Here is a 16,065-nt window from a genome sequence, read left to right as displayed (position 1 = left end):
GCCCGCTTGACGACCGTCGGTGTTGGCCTGGAGGCGAGATTCGGGATTCGGGACGAATTGGGGGGGTAGGCGGATGGCGACTTCACCGGCTCTTGGGCATGACACCGTCCGTGAAGTGGTCCGGCCGGTGACGGCGGCCGAGCCCGTCGAGCGCGGACGGCGTCCCGCCCGTCCCCGGGAGGGCGTGCCGGCTCTACACCGCCGGTACGGCAACCGTCGGGTCCAGGGCATGATCCAGGCCAAGCTCGATGTCGGCGCGATCGACGATCCGTTGGAGCGTGCCGCCGACCGGATGGCCCTGCAGGTCACGGGGGCGTCGTTGCGGCGGGCTCCGGCGGCGACCGGGAACGTGCCGGTCGCGAGCGGTGGTGACGCGGGTCCGGTGGTGACCCAGGCGGTCGGCCGGATGCGCGGGCGAGGGCGACCGGTGCCGGAGGGGATCCGGCGGCGTATGGAGAGTGCCACCGGCGCGGACCTCGGCGGGGTGCGGGTGCATGTGGGCCACGAGCCGGATCGGCTCAACGACACCTTGGGGGCGCGCGCGTTCACGGTCGGGGCGGACGTGTTCGTCCGTCGCAGTGAGTACACGCCCGGGACCGCGACCGGTGACGCGCTGCTGGCCCACGAGCTGACGCACACCATCCAGCAGGGTGCGGCCGGACCGTCCCCGTCGCACCGGGACGCGGAGCATCCGCACACCGGCGGGCCCGGCCTCGGCCACACGGCGGACGCCGGGGCCATGAGGGCCGTGCGGACCACGTCCACGCCGATCGCGCAGCGTGCCGTCAACCCGGCACCCGCCGACGCCGACGACATCCGGACCGAGCTCACCCAGGGCGCAGTCGCGACGAACTCGACGCGGGACCTGGCCGATCACCTCCTGGCGAGCACGGCGGAGGTGTGGGAGTACGGCAGAGATCCCCGGACCGACGAGCGGGCCGAGGTGGGCGGCAGCGCGAAGTACCTTCACCGCCGCAAGGTCGAGTGGAATCAGGAACTGTGGGACCGCTGGGCGGCGTCATACAAGCCGAGTGCCCTCTTCAATGCCCGTGAGGACCGGCAACCGGCTTGGGAACACTTCCAGCAAGAGGTGGAGGCACGGAGTGTCCTGGGTGAGAATCGGCCGCCCTGGTTCCTGGAGGGTCCCGAGGCCGGCGGCTACGGCACGGATCACCCCGACTGGGCCCCGGAGAACCAACGGTTCATGGAGGAGGCCGGTAACAGCCTGCGAAACCCGGACCCGAAGGATCCGCAGCAGGTGCTCGGCGCCACCTACGCCCGCGACACCATGTTCACCAATTACGCGCAGGCCACCCAGGACGAGCGCTCCCCGGTGGACACTCTGGAGAACGATCACGTTGCGGCAGGGCGAAAGCTACAGGTCTTCGGCCTCGTGGACGGAGTACAAGTCAGGTGGCACTTCGATATCACCGATACGAGGACCGAGGAGGAGACGCGCGTTGTGGTGGCCACCGCCGTCGACCTCGCAGTACCGGAGGAGATGAACGGTGGGGTCCAAATCACAGAGGTCGACGGCAAGCTGTACTTCTGGGGTCTGGACGCTACGCTTCTGTACGTTGTGACGCCGACCCACGTGGAATCCGACTCGCCGGAGTTCTACATGGCAGTCGTTCGTCCCGGCTTGATACTGGGGTACGACAGGCAGCGAAACCGGGGTGTGCCCCCGGTCCTCGACGAGACGCTGGTGGCCACGATCCGCGGGCGGTACGAGAACCCCGACGCCGCGCAGAGCTATAAGAGCACCCTGGGCCCGTGGCGAGGTGATCGGCTGAACATGGAAGATCTCAAGTGGGGCATTTCCGTTGCGTCGTACCGGCGCCTGGGCGGCGACAGTATCTTCACGGAGCAGGACCACCCAGACCGCAACCCCAACCACTACTCTCCCAGGATCCAGTCTCCCGACGCCGTCAACTACTGGGAGGAGACGTGGTATACCAACGCCCAGAGGGACAATCCCGACCGGTTCGTCGGCGGCCGGTCCAACAGCACTTTCAACTACATGCAGACCGCATCGTGGCTGTACCAGAAAGGCCGCCTCACCGAGGCCGAGTGCCTCGACCTGATGGCCTTCGTCATCGCCGACATGGTGGTCAGCGGCGAACACAGCATGCAAGAGTGCATGACCACGGTGGCCATGGTCGCGCCCTACTCGCCTCCATGGCACGAGGCGAAGACCGGACTGCGCATCAACGCACCGACCGAGACACTCACCCTGTGGCTGCGGCTGATCGAGACGAGAACCCGCCGGGCGATGCTCGACGAGACACGGCAGTCCCTCGTCGACCAGCTGAAGCGGTGGTCCTGGCAGCGGGACCTGACGTTGATACAGATGCTGGTCGTACTGGGCAAGCAGCTCTACAACAACGCCGGGGGCTGACATGACGATGGACGGGGCCGGCCTCGACGTCCGCATGGCGGCGATTTGGGAGTGGTGCGCCGCCAACGCGGGCCGTTTCGTCGAACTGTCCGAGGAGGAGAGCTTCGAGCGGATGGCGCAGGAGGTGCGACAGCGCTTCTACGCCAAGCCGGAACTGTGGCAGTCGGAGGACAACCGGGTGCACCAGTTGGTGCTGCGTGCTCTGCGCGCGGCCCGTCGTTGACCCGCGACCTCCCTACTCGTCGCCCGGCGCGGATGGGCCAGGTGACCACACACGTGGGCACGCATCTCGTCCGGCAGCACGGCCGGTCGTGTCGGCCAGGGCCGCGCAGGCCGGCGCAGGTGAGCCGCAGCGAGCTGTCGCCGAGCGACCGCTGCACCCACGGACCTGTCATGCCCGCCGAACGGGCCCACGCCCATGCCGGCATACAGGGTCTTCGAGGTTGCGCGGTGTGCGCGTACATGAGAGACGCTGGCGGGAGTGCCGGCGCGGCCCGACATCCGCGCGATGACTGCCCGGAGTGGCTCCCCTCCTGCAGGCGCCAAGCTGGCATGAGCATGTCGCACCGCTTGACTTCGAAAACCCGGCATACAGCCACTCGGCCGGTCCGTGCGGGACCGGCACGGCCAGCGACCGGTACGGCCCGGCGTGCGCCACGTCCGCTCGGTGATGCACCCGGTCCAGCGGTGTGGCCGACCGTTCACCGGGCGCGGCAGGCGATCGTGTCGGGGCGGTGGCCGAAGCTGGGCACGGTCACCACGCGTTCCCACGCACCGGCCTCCTCGACCGCGTCCACAGGGAAGCGACGTTGCGACCCGGGGTGCCTCAGCACGACGTTGCCACTGGTCCTGGACGGACGGGTCGTTCAGGTGCCGAGCGACTCGCGGACGGCACCCGGCGCGTTCATGGAGAGTTCGGCGGAAACACGGTGGACACCTGAACGCCCCAGAAACTGCCGGTGTTGACCCAATATCTGTGCCAGGTATCGCCGCGCCGATTATCCGTGCCGTACATGAAGAAGTAGAAGAGCGGATCGTTGGCGCTCATGGATTGCGTGGAGTAGTCGTCGTCCCGCGCATAGTTCTCCATGGTGATGAAGTCGCCACCGCTCTTCGCCACCACACCAGCGAAGTGATAGGGGAATGGAGTCGCGGTATCGGGACTCCAAGGGCGCAAATCGCGATTTTTCCCAGCTTCTTTGCGGGCGTTTTCCTTTTTCTTTTTCGCCTCGTTGGCCCTGTACAGGCTATCGCCGTCGAAGACGTTGGCGATAGCAAGAGTTGCACCCACGTCCGGGCTCTTCACATAGTCATTGACCCCCAGTTTCTCCTCGGCAGCGGCCAGGGCCTCCGGCGCCTTTTGCATCAGCTCTCTATAGCGCTGGACCATCGTCTCGTGCAGCCCGTCGACATCCTCCCCGCGGTCCACCCACTCAGTGAATTCTTTACGGTTCGGGCCGACACTCTCCGACGCCCCGTCGAGGATTTCGGCCAAAATGCGGGCATGCCGTCTCTGAAGATCGGCTTTGCGCAGTGTTCCGGTGACCCACGCCGCCATGTGCTCGCATGATTGCGGGGACCTCACCTGATTCCCTCCAGCCACGGGCTCCAGTGATTCAACCGTGCGCGCCCTGAAACAGCAGAAGCGTCCGGGGACGTTGCGCCGCACCCTCGCCTGTTCCACCGGTATCACCCGAAGCAAGTCATATTCATTCCCATCGCGTTTGACCCTGATGAACTTGCCCGTCCCCTGGAACCGCACCATCCCTCCGAGTTCGTCAAAGGTCGCGTTGGCTGCGTCGACATGCTTTTGGGTCGCAAAGAAGACCTTGGCCTCCTTCCTCGATTCGACGGCGAGTTCGAAGTCGTCAGAAAAACGCAGAGGAACTTTCTGCGAGTATCTGATGTTCGCCTTGAATGTGTCGCGATTCACCTCCGAAGTTCCATCGCGCAGCGCCCTCTTCTCGTAGAAGCTGTGCTCACTCTCGTACTGGCTCTGGAAGAATTCGGGGTCCTCGGCGTTCTCCCCGTGCTTGGTCGGGTAGTCGGCATCATCGGGATCGATCTCGACATAACGCTGCGCGGTGACCGTCGACGTGTCGCCGCGCCCCGGACCGGCGGCACCCTGCTGGACGGTGTGCGCCAGCTCATGTCCCAGCAACGCATCGCCCCGAGCCGTACCCGGCCGGTACTCACTTCGCCGGACGAACACATCCGCGCCCACCGTGAACGCCCGCGACCCCAACGCGTCGTTGAGCCGATCGGACTCCGACCCCACGTGCAGACGCACCGAACCGAAGTCCGCCCCGGTCGTCCGCTCCATCCGATCCCGCACACCGCCGGGCACCTCCAGGCCACCACCACGCGCCCGCTCCACCGCCCGGGTGACCGCGGGATCCGCCGCACCACCGGCGGCTGCCGGCACGTGCCGGACCGCCGCCGGCGCCCGCTGCGCCAACAACGACGGCGATGCTCCCGTCGCCAGGCGCGCGACCCGGTCGGCCTCACGTTCCAGCGGATCATCGACCGGGCCGACGTTCAGCTTGGCCTGGATCATGCCCTGCGCGCGGCGGTTGCCGTACCGGCGTTGCAGGTGCGGCAGCCCGCCGCGGGGGTGCGCGGGCCGGTGCCCCCGCGACGCGGGACCTTCGGCGGCGGGAGTGGCCCGTGCCTTCGGCGCTGATGCGACCTCACTCTGAGGGGAACGCATACGAGGCATCCTTTCCGGTCGTCCCGGTCGTCGTGCCGGTGCCGAACTCTCCGGTGGTCAGGATCTTGCCCATCTTCTGGTACTCGCGTCGCGTGGCCCGGAGCAGATGCCCCATCGTCACCACCCCGCCGTCCGCGGCGGCGAGAAACGCACCCGCGAGGGCGATGTTGCGGATGTTGCCCCCAGGCAGGTCGATCTGCCGGGCGAGCAGGTCCGGGTCGACACTCCCGTCCAGGGGGACTTCCTTGGGCCAGACCTGCTCCCAGATGCGGCGCCGGTCCTCGACGCCGGGGACGGGGAAGTCGATGGTGACGTGCAGGCGTCGGGTGAACGCGTCGTCGAGGTTCTTACGCAGGTTGGTGGCCAGCACGACCACCCCCTCGTGCTGCTCCATCCGCTGCAGCAGATAACTGGTCTCCAGGTTGGCGTACTTGTCGTGCGCGTCACGCACCTGGGAGCGCTTGCCGAACATGGCGTCGGCCTCGTCGAAGAAGAGCACGGCGTTGCTGGTGGCGGCCTCGGCGAAGATGCGCGAGAGATTCTTCTCGGTCTCGCCGATGTACTTGCTGACCACGGTCGACAGGTCGATCTTGTAGAGGTCCAGGCCGAGTTCGTGGGCCAGGACGTCGGCCGCCATGGTCTTGCCGGTGCCGGACGGGCCGGCGAACAGTACGGCCAGTCCCCGGCCGTTGGCCAGTTTGCGCTCGAAGCCCCAGGACTCGTACACCAGGGCCCGGTAGCGCACCTGGTTGGCGATCTCCCGTAACTGCTCCATCCGGTCGGCGGGCAGCACGATGTCGTCCCAGGCGTAGTGCGGCGTGATCCGCTGGGCCAGCTCTGCCAGTTTGCGGTTGGACTGCAGGCGGCACGCCGCGTACAGGTCGTCCTGGGTCATCCGGGGCGCGCCGGGTGCGCGGGCATGCGCCAGGTTGCGGGCGGTCCCCGCGGCGTCCTGGATCTGACCGCCGCTCAGCCGGAACTTCCCGGAGACGGCGGCCAGGTCCAGCGCCGGCCGGTCCGTTCCGTCCAGCACGTCGAGTGCGGACTCCCAGAGGCGGAGCCGCTCGGCGTAGCCGGGAGCGGGGAACTCCAGCCGTACGAAAGTCATGCCCGTCGGCGGGTCGGACGGTTCCCATGCGGTGTCCCCGGCCAGGAACGCCGGGCCGGGGTGAGCCGCCAGAGTGGACAACAGCAACGACAGCCGGGGGCGGGCCTGTTCGCCGAGGAGGGCGTCGACGTTCTCCCAGTACGTGACCGCGCCCTGCAACCGCGCTTCCCGGTCGACGAGAGCGACCAGCGCCGCGAACTCCTCCGTCGGGCGTTCCGCGAGCAGATCCGCGGACACCACCAGCAGCGGGGCGTTCCAGCGCAGGGAGCAGGCGGACGCGGCGCTCTGCTTGCCGACGCCGTAGGGACCCTGGCAGTAGACCATTAGCCCGTCGTCGGCGTGCTCGCTCAGCCGGGCCAGTGACGCGCCGAACTCCGCGGGGAAATACAGATCGTCGAGCGTGCCGGCCGGTGCGACGAGCCGCGCGTACGGCCGCAGTCGGCCGGCCAACTCGTCGTCCTCCAGCAGGAATCCGGCGATCCTCGGGTCCAGCCGGACCGTGTTGCCCAGCAGGGAGTGCGTCGGCGCCGCGGAGTCCTCCGTGAGCGTGATCAGACGGTGCCTGACCAGCGGCGCCGACGGTGCGAACCGGGTCCGTGCGGCGGCCCGCTCCACGCGGTCGGCGCTCACCATGTCGAGGGCGAGACCCACGGTGGGCAGCCGCCGGGTCAGGTCGTCGTGCAGATAGCCGTACAGCCGCTCGTACCGGCGGTCCATCTCCGGGGCGAGGCACATCACGAGGACCTCGACATCCACCGGGTGCAGATCGAACAACCCGGCCAGGGCCACCAGCCGCAGACCCACGCCGTCACGCACACTCTCGGCCACGCGTACGGCTATCTCGGCCGACAGCCTGTCCAGCTCCGCCTCGGTCTCCGGTTCGGTCCCGGGTTCACCGTCCACGGGCGGGGCGTCGAGCGTGCCGTCAAGCAGCGCGTCCACCTCGGCGTCCGTGACGTACAACGCGGAGAACTCGTCGGCGGGCTCCCGGTGGGATCGCCGGGTTCGCCGGACCTGTCTGCCCAGCAGTACGTCTAGGCGGGCGAGTTCGGCCACCAGGTGCTGCGTCGAGTCGGTGTAGCCCGAACCGCCCATGCTGCCCCGCCCTCCGTCCGGGATGTCCTCCCGCCCCTCGGCCGGGTTACCCTCGGCCGGTCTTCGCTCTCGGTCCCGCGGGCCGCCCGGAGTGCGACTGTCCGAGCCGGACGGGTCGATCGACTGTACTCGAACGGAATCGACCGCCGCGGTCTCATGCGGAGACCGGGATCGTTGCGTCGGGATCACGCCGACGGGCACCGGTTCCACGTGCTCACGCGGGTCGTCGGGACCGGGCCCCCCGCTACGCGAATCGAGCGTCGGCCGTCCGGATGCCACCGGCCGGGCACCGGCCGGCAGGATGCTCTCGGCCCGGTCGGCCCGGATGTGCTCGTAGAGGACCGTGGTGTCCGCCGATGGCCGCACCCCGAACTCCTGGTCGACCATCGAGGTGCACCGCTCGTACTGGCGGAGCGCCGCGGTACGGTCGCCGGCGGCGTAGTGCAGCCGCATCAGCTGTCGGTGGGTGTGCTCCCGGGCCGCGTCGTGGCGCAGGACGGCCTGCCCGAAGCCGACTCCCTTGGCGTAGAGTCCGCGTGCCTCGCAGTGGCCCATCAGCTGGTCCAGCATCGCCAGGTAGGCCTGTCTCAGGCGGTCCCGCTCGTGGCCGCACCAGTCGTGGTACCACGTGGCGAGCAGGTCCCCTCGGTAGAGGTCGAGCGCGTACTCCACCGCCCTCGCCTGATCGTCGGAGAGCGCGCGCCCGGGTGTATCGCGGACGGCCGCGTAGCTCTCCTCGAACGCGTCCACGTCCAGCCAACAGGCCGCGGCCGGGTTGATGCGGATGCAGTGGGGATCGACAACGACGACTTCACCGGCCTCGCCGTGATCGTCCGACCCTTCCTGCAGGGTCGTGTTGAGCCGCCACAGGGTCTGGCGCAGGTACTTTCGGGCGGCACCGGGCTCGGTGTCCGGCCACAGCAGCTCGGAGATCACTTCACGGGTGTGGATGCGGTCGCGGTGCATCAGTAAGTAGCAGAGCAGCTCAAGGGCCTTGCCCGGCGGGGCCGTCAGGGGTTGGCCGCTCCGCCGGAGTACGACCTCGCCGAACAGCCTCACCTGTATGCCGTGCACCACGTATCTCCCTCGAACCACGCGCCCTGGCCGACACGTGGACGACACCCGCGCAGCGACACCGAACCGAGTCGGACGCCGCCAATTCCCTTTGGACTCAAGGGACTTGCGAGTTTTCCATGAAACACGCAAGTCCTTCACGCTTCCACGCGACACGCACTCACCGGAAGGCAGCGGTCGCCGTTTTCCGCTGCCGAGCCGTCGTCCGCACGGCAGGTCGGCGAAGTCGCCGACCTGCCGACGACGACTACGACTTGCCGCGTGTCACCGCCGGGGCCCGTCCGCGGGCCACCCGCTCCGGATGCCGCCGCCCACCCCGTCGCTCCACCCCACAGGGACCCCCACCCACCCCTTGGACAGGCTTTGAGCTTGTCCCGTTGTTGCGTCCAGAACGACAGCCTCCTGCCACACAGGCGCTTGCAGCCGTGTAACGACCTCAGTCACAATCTGCGGGTCACCACCATGACTTCATGACAGAGCACGAGTCAACCCACCGATTCCCGGAAGCAGGCCAGGGAGCCCGGGAGTTGGGAGCCGTCGTGGAATGCTGCGTGGTACCCCGCCTGTGCGGAGCCGTATGTCTCAGTGAGGAGCCCGATTGCCCACGCAGCCCGAGTTCGGAAGAAGAATGCGAGAACTCAGACGCGCCGCGGGCATGTCCCAGGCCGAGCTCGCCGAGCCTGACCTCTCCGCAAGCTACGTTTCGCTGCTGGAGAGCGGCAAACGCGTGCCGAGCCCGGAGGTCGTCGCCGGACTCGCGGAGCGACTGGGGGTGACTCCACGGTCCCTCCTGGACGAGGGCACGGAACTCCCGGAAGGAGCCGGAGACGACGTCGCCGGCGACAGGAGCACGGACGAAACCGGGCGGTTCGACCTCGTGGGGCTGCTGCTCAGGGCACGCAAGGCGGAGGAGGAAGACGCCTCGGTCACGGCCGCCGAGCAGCTCACCGGAATCCTGGACCAGCACGGGGACGACCCACATCGGGACGTGTTGTGGGAGGTCCGCTGGTCTCTGGCCCGTCTCCACGGCAGGAACGGCCGCGCCGACGACGGCCGACGGCTGCTGCTGCAACTCTTCGACGACGAGTACACCCGCTCCTCGACGGAGCGGCTGGAACGGGTCGCCCGGCATCTCGCCGAACTCGGTCTGGTCAACGGCAACCTTCCCGACGGCCTGCGGTTCGCCCACCTCGCGTGGACGCTCGCCGAGCCCCTCCAGGAAGCCTCCGTCGCCGTCCGGGCGGCCACCGTGCTGGTGAACGCCTGCGCATGGGGCGGCTACCGACGCTGGGGGCGCGAGGTCGCCGACGCGCTCGTCGCGAGGATCTCGGACGAGATCCCCTGGCCGCAGCGCAGTGCGGCGTACCGGGAGTCGGCCCGGTTGTGCCTGCTGAACGACGACTACGCACAGGCACGGATCTGGTTCGAGTGCGCCCTGGAACAGACCGACCCGCAGCAGGACATCAACGCCTGGGCGGAGGCTCAGTACTACCTGGCGATCGCCGAGTTCCTCGTCGACCAGGGCCTCGACGAACAGGTGGACGAGCGGCTGGCCAGGGCCCGGCCGGTGATCGAGGTGATCGGCCACACGAGCATGCTGGTCCACCTGGCCGTGCTGGAAGGACATTTGGCCCTGAGACGGGGCGAGCACGACCGGGCCCGGCTGATGGCCGACGCCGCGGTGGACGCGGGACCCTGGCCCGCCGTGCACGAGGTCGGCGTGAACCTGCTGTGGACGGCGAGGATCTACCGTGCGCTGGGCGACACGTCCACCGCCGCCGCGGTGTACCGGCGGGCGGCCGAGCTGTGCGAACAGGGCGGAGCGATGCACTTCTGCGCGTACGCGTGGCGTGAACTCGCCGAACTGCCCACCGCGCAGTCCCTCATGGACGGAGCGAACCGGGCGCGGTGACCTGCCCGGAGTCAGGACCCCATGACTAACATGACTCATGGAGTCACATACATTGACGCCCCCCACGACACAGGCGCCGCCCGTGAGGCGCACCCGGGACCGGCACCAGGTCCGCACGGGAACGACGAAGAGGGACGCACTTCTTCCGGCCGACGTCGCGTACCGGGAGCACCGCTCGGTTCAGGAGTCCATGGCTGGGAGGTGGATCATCCGCTTCGGGCCGGGAGCCGTGGAGGCGTCGGCGTCGGCGTCGGCGTCGAGGAAATGGGTGATCGCCTCGAGGGCCTGGCCGAGGGTTACACCGAGCGGCGGGCCGGTCGACTCGTAGGGCTGGAGGGCCCAGTGTTCGACTGCGACGCGTAGCGCCCATTATCGAATCGCCTACACCTCCCAGCTGTTCATGTCCGTGAATAAAGACCAAGTACGCGTCTATTGACGCGTCCACGGCAAGCGTCTAGCTTCCAGAGAAAGCGCTTGCCACACCCGCGGTGCGGCATCCGGCCAGCCACGCCGTTCATGTTCTGGAACAAACCGCATCCTCGCGCTCAGGAGCCGGCACGGGAAGGGGTCAGCCACATGCATCTACTCTCCCGGCGCCGGGGTCGGTCACCCCGGCGTCTCCACCGTTGGGAAGAACGTGCCGGAGCGCACGGGCACGGTGGTCCCGCCCGCCGGCACTGACGTCACTGAAGGCGCACTCCGCAGCGGAGCCGCCAACCCGATCCCCCTTGAGAAGAGCACCCGCTTCCGAACCGGCCAGCGACCTGCCCAGCGGCGGGCCGGCACCCCCTACGGCCTTCCGAAAAGACCACGGAACAGCAGCAAACCCAGCATTCAAAGACGAATGGGGAGGCAAGGATGAGGCGAGCAGTCGCACTCCGACTCTGTGCAGGGCTGGCCACGATGGCTTTTGCGGCCGCGACCAGTGCGGTTCTGTCGATGCCCGAGGCGTCGGCAGCGACCGGTAGTGCCACCGGCTACGCGACCCAGAACGGCGGGACCACCGGCGGCGCGGGCGGGCAGACGGTACGGGCCACCACGGGAACCGCGATCCATGCGGCCCTGTGCGGCCGGGCCAGTAGCAGCACCCCGATCACCATCGAGGTCCAGGGCACCATCAACCACGGCAACACCAGCAAGGTGTCGGGCGACAGCTGCAACACCGCCGCCGGCGTGATCGAGCTCAAGGAGATCAGCAACGTCACGATCATCGGGGTCGGCAGCGGCGCCGTCTTCGACCAGTTGGGCATCCACATGCGCGACGCCAGCAACATCATCATCCAGAACGTGACCGTCCGGAACGTCAAGAAGTCGGGCTCCCCCACGTCCAACGGCGGTGACGCCATCGGCATGGAGCGCAACGTCCGCAACGTCTGGGTCGATCACACCACCCTGGAAGCGTCGGGTGGGGAGTCACAGGGGTTCGACGGTCTCTTCGACATGAAGGACAACACCCAGTACGTGACCCTCTCCTACAGCATCCTGCGCAACTCCGGCCGCGGTGGCCTCGTCGGGTCGAGTGAGAGTGACGTCTCGAACAGCTTCATCACCTACCACCACAACCGGTACGAGAACATCGACTCACGCGCCCCCCTGCTGCGTGGCGGCACAGCCCACATGTACAACAACCACTACGTGAAACTCAACGAGTCCGGCATCAACTCGCGGGCCGGAGCCCGCGCCAAGGTGGACAACAACTACTTCGAGGACTCCAAGGACGTCCTGGGCACCTTCTACACCGACGCGGCCGGTTACTGGCAGGTCAGCGGCAACATTCTCGACAACGTGACCTGGTCCAGCCCCGGTACGGAGAACAACCCCGCCGGCCCTGACCTGCGGTCCAACACCACTGTCAGCATCCCTTACGCCTACAGCCTCGATGCGGCGGGTTGCGTGCCAAACATCGTGAGCCGGACGGCAGGCCCCAACAACGGCATGCAGGTGTCGGACGGCAGGTGCTAGGTCCGCCCCCCGGGACCCGGGCGGGCATTGCGCCTCCAGTTCGAGGTGCAGCTGGACCAGCGGACGTTCGCGAACACCGGCGAGGAACGGATCATCCGTGCGGGCCTCCCACGCCTCGACGGAGACCCGATGGACATTGACCTCACGACCCAGCCGTCGGGACGCCTCCTCAGCGAGGACGAAGAGCGCGTCGGCATCGGGATCACCCACGACGAGGACATCCACATCGGCGGGCGGCGGCCCCAGCTCACCGTTGTACCGAGCGGCCCTTGACATCGCTCAGCGGACGGTAGAGCGGGGTATGCGTACGGGCCCTGACGAGGCGGCGCCCCACTTGCCTCTCCCCTCGTAGCGTGGCTCCAGCATCATTCCGGCACGAGAGCAGCACCCCAACACGGGCAACCCGGCGGTCAGTAGTGATAGCGGGCTGCGAGGATCACGATCTCCCTGTCCGTGACCAGGTAGACAAGGCGGTGCTCGTCGTCGATCCGCCTCGACCACGCCCCAGGCAAGTGGTACTTGAGCGGCTCGGGCTTGCCGATTCCCGTGAAGGGGTCACGCTTGACGTCCTCGACGAGCTTGTTGATCCGAGCGAGCATCTTGCGGTCGTTCTTGAGCCAGGACGTGTAGTCCTCCCAGCCCTGATCCTCGAAGACAAACCTCACACAACACCCGCACCAGGGGCCGCCGCATCCGGATCGATCAGCTCACGCTCCGACACATTGATGTTACTCAGAGCGTTCTCGTACGCCTTGAGCAGCCGCCGCGCGTTCGCAGGCGAGCGCAGGAGATACGAGCCCTCGCGCAACGCTGCGTAATCCTCGGCCGAGACGAGCACGGCGTTGCCATGCTTGGAGACGATCTCGATGGCTTCGTGATCGTCGTTGACCTTCTTGATCAGCGGAAAGAGAGCCTTACGGGCTTCGCTCGCAGTTATGGACATGGGCCGACTCCCTACATCAAGTGGTACCGAATAACGTACCACTCACAGCCGCCCCAAGCGGAACCAAACAGGTGACGACCTATCAGGAAACCCAACACCATCCCAGCACGGGAAACAGCAAGGGGCCGGCCCTCGGAATAGTCGACCCCATTTGACCTGCACGTTCGCCAGGCCGCCAACGTGGTGTTGTTTCATCCACCAGGGTCGGCCGCGGCGCGGCGGCTGAGGTCGAGGTCATCGGAGCCCATTGCCTGCTGGTAGCAGGACCTTGCGGCGTCCCAGTCCTGTTGCCAGTGGATCACCTGGCACAACGAAGAACGTCTCCACTCCACACTCGACTACGTACCGCCCGCCGACCACGAGGAGGTACGGGTGTTGATGCAGTGGGCCCGATCCAACCGAGGCGGACCTCGCCGGTGCGCTCATCTCGCACGGTACGAGAAGAGCACATCGCTGCTCCGCGGCTGTCGGGGCTGCCACGCCCGTACGAGGTCCTCCGGCCCCCAGTGCGCGGTCAGCGGCAGATCATCGGCCACCCCGCAGCGGGAGACCGCGACCAGTGGAGTGTCCGGGGCGGCACCGGGGACGGCGAGCATGTCGCGTACCAAGGCGTCGTACTCACGACGGCCGAAGGGCTGGGTCTCCAGCCACTTGACCGACCCGACGAAGTGCACCTGGCGGGCCACCGGCTCGCCGTCTGCACCGATGAGGTCGATCTCGGGGTTGTTCTGACGGTTCCACCAACCGCCGATGGCCTCGGTCTCGGGCCACTCGTCATTGGGCATCAGACGCAGCAAAGACTCGCGGATCAGAGGCTCGACCGCTCGCCCGCGCCAAGTGGTCCATGACCGCTCGATGCGTTCCAGTGCCAAGTCGCCGCGGCCTCGCTCGATGAGTGGGATGGCGCGTGCCAGGAACGCCAGCCAGAACCGCAGATACGGGTCGGCGATCCGATAGCGCTTGTTCTTGCTATCCGGCTTGACGGAAAGGGGGAGATCAGCGGCCAGGACTCGCTTGGCCTGCAACATGGCCAGCAGCGGGGAGAGCGTGCCGGACGGCAGCGCGCTGGCCCCGCCGGCGTGGGCTGCGATTGCGCTGAACGTGCGCTCACCGCTGCCTACCGCTTCCAGTACGGCCCGTGAGTGCGAAGCCTCGGGGAATTCGCCCAGCAGGGACAGCTCGCCGGCCACCAGCAGGGGCGAGAGAGGATTGGCGACGGAAGCCTGCAAGAAGGCCGTACGCCCCATTCCCGGCCGCCAGGACTGCACGATCTCGGGGAATCCACCAGTGATCAACTGGGCGTCGACGGCCCCTGCGGCGTCGAGTTCGGTCATGGCCTGCACGTCGGCCAGGTTCAGGGGGTGGACGGTCATTTTCGTCGCCCGGCCGAAGAACGGGCGTCCGTACGACTGCAGTGCCTCCATCACCGATGTATCGCTGCCAACCAGCAGCAGAAGCACGGGCTTGGAAGACAGGTGACGGTCCCAGACAGTCTGGAGTGCGCCCTCGAATTCCCGATCCTGCTCGACCAGCCAGGGCACCTCGTCGATCACCGCGATGCTGGGTGAGTCATCGGGTACCGCGAGCGCCAGCGAGCGCAGGGCCTGGTTCCAGTCCTGCGCTTGGAGGCCGGCGACCAGCTCCGCCCCCGGCAATAGTGACTGCGCGAGGGTCGCGGCAAAGTCGGCGCGCTCCGTCACAGGGTTACGCCCCCGGGTGGCCTGGAACACCACGTACGGCGCTCCCGAGCGGTCACAGAATTCCTGGACCAGTCGCGACTTCCCCACTCGCCGCCGACCCGTCATGATCACAGCCCGCCCTCGGGTGGCTCCACCGCCCTCTGCCACTGTCCGGTACTGCTCGGCCAGCAGTTCAAGATCTCCGACCCGGCCTTGGAACTCCACGACACACTCCACGGGATTACGTAGATAGAGTATTACGTAGATTGAATCTTACTTCACCTCAAGCGGCCTAGTGGATCGGGTGCAGAGGCGGGCACGGAGTGCGAGATTGCGGATTGGACCCTGCATCCTGCCCGGCGAGGGTGACGGGTGAGCGCACGGACGCGGGCCGCTTGGCGCACAAGCCCTGCCTAAAACCCAGCACGGTAGAGGTGAGCAGGGGTGATCATGGGTGACGAGGGGTCAAATCTCGCAGCACCATCCCAGCACGGGAAAGACCAGGGGCCCGACTCCGAAGAGTCGGACCCACCTGACCTGTATGTTTGCCAGATCAACGACGTGCCGTTACGTCACCCGCTACACGTTGAAGCGGAACCTTCGCCACGGCGCTCCCGCCTGTACAAACGTCACCTGGAAGATGCGGGTCGGCACAGAATCAGCACGGTTCGCACAAGTCGGCATCGACCGGTTCAGCGCCTACGCGGCGAGCGTCTCCCCCTCGGGCCACACGGCAGGACGCGTTCGCCGCCCCGCACGCCCGCGCCTCCCGCACCTACTACGACCACTGCCGGACCCGCGGGAAGACCCACACCCAGGCACTCCTTCGCCTTGCCCGCCAACGGATCAACGAGCTCTTCGCGATGCTCCGCGACGGCACCTTCCACGAACCCCGAACCCCCGCCGTCACCCTCACACCATGGACGGGACAAATGCCCTCAAAATCTACGTCTCGGCCTTGACGAAGGACATAGAGGCACCCCTCGTACGGGGGGTCTACCACCTATTCGACCTTGGGCTGCGGGTCACCAACGCTACCGACCCGCCCGTCATCGCCATCACCCGAGGCATCCAGCTCCGCCTGCTCGACCTCCGCTGCCTGGAACCCACGCATCCCCGCCGGCCAGAGGACCTGAACGAACTCCCGCGAAGTACGGAGCTAGCATCGGGGCATGGGCGAAAAC

Annotated in this window: 10 protein-coding genes and 2 pseudogenes; 7 read left to right on the top strand and 5 right to left on the bottom strand. The window is 67.5% G+C overall.

The genetic code is table 11. The features are described from left to right. The first annotated feature begins 229 nt into the window (after positions 1-229). Together RB628_RS35755 and RB628_RS35750 are read left to right on the top strand one after the other, a co-directional pair. Positions 230-2,398 (top strand): DUF4157 domain-containing protein, encoded by a 2,169-nt coding sequence (locus RB628_RS35755; RefSeq protein WP_318324804.1) that lies wholly within the window; start codon positions 230-232, stop codon positions 2,396-2,398. 1 nt (position 2,399) lies between these two features. Continuing rightward, complete coding sequence (locus RB628_RS35750; RefSeq protein WP_318324802.1) at positions 2,400-2,621, top strand: hypothetical protein; 222 nt, start codon at positions 2,400-2,402, stop codon at positions 2,619-2,621. A 681-nt stretch (positions 2,622-3,302) separates the two neighbouring features. Here RB628_RS35750 and RB628_RS35745 read toward each other — a convergent pair. Both RB628_RS35745 and RB628_RS35740 read right to left on the bottom strand, forming a co-directional pair. Next, a complete protein-coding gene (locus RB628_RS35745) occupies positions 3,303-4,955 on the bottom strand; it encodes a DUF4157 domain-containing protein (protein WP_318324801.1) in 1,653 nt (550 codons plus the stop codon). Between the two features lie 133 nt (positions 4,956-5,088). Beyond that, the gene (locus tag RB628_RS35740) at positions 5,089-8,385 is read right to left on the bottom strand and encodes an AAA family ATPase (RefSeq protein WP_318324800.1); all 3,297 of its coding nucleotides are present in this window, start codon (positions 8,383-8,385) and stop codon (positions 5,089-5,091) included. 598 nt (positions 8,386-8,983) lie between these two features. On the opposite strand from RB628_RS35740, the gene RB628_RS35735 reads away from it, so the two are divergent. The 3 genes and pseudogenes from RB628_RS35735 (at position 8,984) to RB628_RS35725 (ending at position 12,532) form a co-directional block, all read left to right on the top strand. Next, positions 8,984-10,297 (top strand): helix-turn-helix transcriptional regulator, encoded by a 1,314-nt coding sequence (locus tag RB628_RS35735; protein ID WP_318324799.1) that lies wholly within the window; start codon positions 8,984-8,986, stop codon positions 10,295-10,297. Between the two features lie 858 nt (positions 10,298-11,155). Next, positions 11,156-12,256, top strand: a pseudogene (locus RB628_RS35730) (polysaccharide lyase family 1 protein); the annotation flags it as partial. Between the two features lie 30 nt (positions 12,257-12,286). Further along, the gene (locus RB628_RS35725; RefSeq protein WP_318324798.1) at positions 12,287-12,532 is read left to right on the top strand and encodes a hypothetical protein; all 246 of its coding nucleotides are present in this window, start codon (positions 12,287-12,289) and stop codon (positions 12,530-12,532) included. Between the two features lie 137 nt (positions 12,533-12,669). Here the strand turns inward: RB628_RS35725 and RB628_RS35720 are convergent, their stop codons facing one another. The 3 genes from RB628_RS35720 to RB628_RS35710 form a co-directional block, all read right to left on the bottom strand. Further along, a complete protein-coding gene (locus tag RB628_RS35720) occupies positions 12,670-12,924 on the bottom strand; it encodes a Txe/YoeB family addiction module toxin (protein ID WP_318324797.1) in 255 nt (84 codons plus the stop codon). Continuing rightward, positions 12,921-13,202, bottom strand: coding sequence for a type II toxin-antitoxin system prevent-host-death family antitoxin (locus RB628_RS35715; RefSeq protein WP_318324796.1), 282 nt, complete (start codon positions 13,200-13,202; stop codon positions 12,921-12,923). The genes RB628_RS35720 and RB628_RS35715 overlap by 4 nt, the downstream gene beginning before the upstream one ends. Before the next feature lie 422 nt (positions 13,203-13,624). Then, on the bottom strand, positions 13,625-15,106 hold the full coding sequence (locus tag RB628_RS35710; protein ID WP_318324795.1) for an ATP-binding protein: 1,482 nt from the start codon (positions 15,104-15,106) through the stop codon (positions 13,625-13,627). Positions 15,107-15,618: 512 nt separating this feature from the next. On the opposite strand from RB628_RS35710, the pseudogene RB628_RS35705 reads away from it, so the two are divergent. After that, a pseudogene (locus RB628_RS35705) lies at positions 15,619-15,843 on the top strand (hypothetical protein); the annotation flags it as partial. Next, the coding region (locus tag RB628_RS35700) for a hypothetical protein (RefSeq protein ID WP_318324794.1) at positions 15,801-16,065 on the top strand (265 nt) is incomplete at its 3' end. The pseudogene RB628_RS35705 and the gene RB628_RS35700, both read left to right, overlap by 43 nt.

The organism is Streptomyces sp. ADMS (assembly GCF_033441795.1).
In the GTDB taxonomy this organism is placed as follows: domain Bacteria; phylum Actinomycetota; class Actinomycetes; order Streptomycetales; family Streptomycetaceae; genus Streptomyces.
Note: the sequence above shows the minus strand (reverse complement) of the source record. Positions and strands in the feature narration are given on the sequence as shown.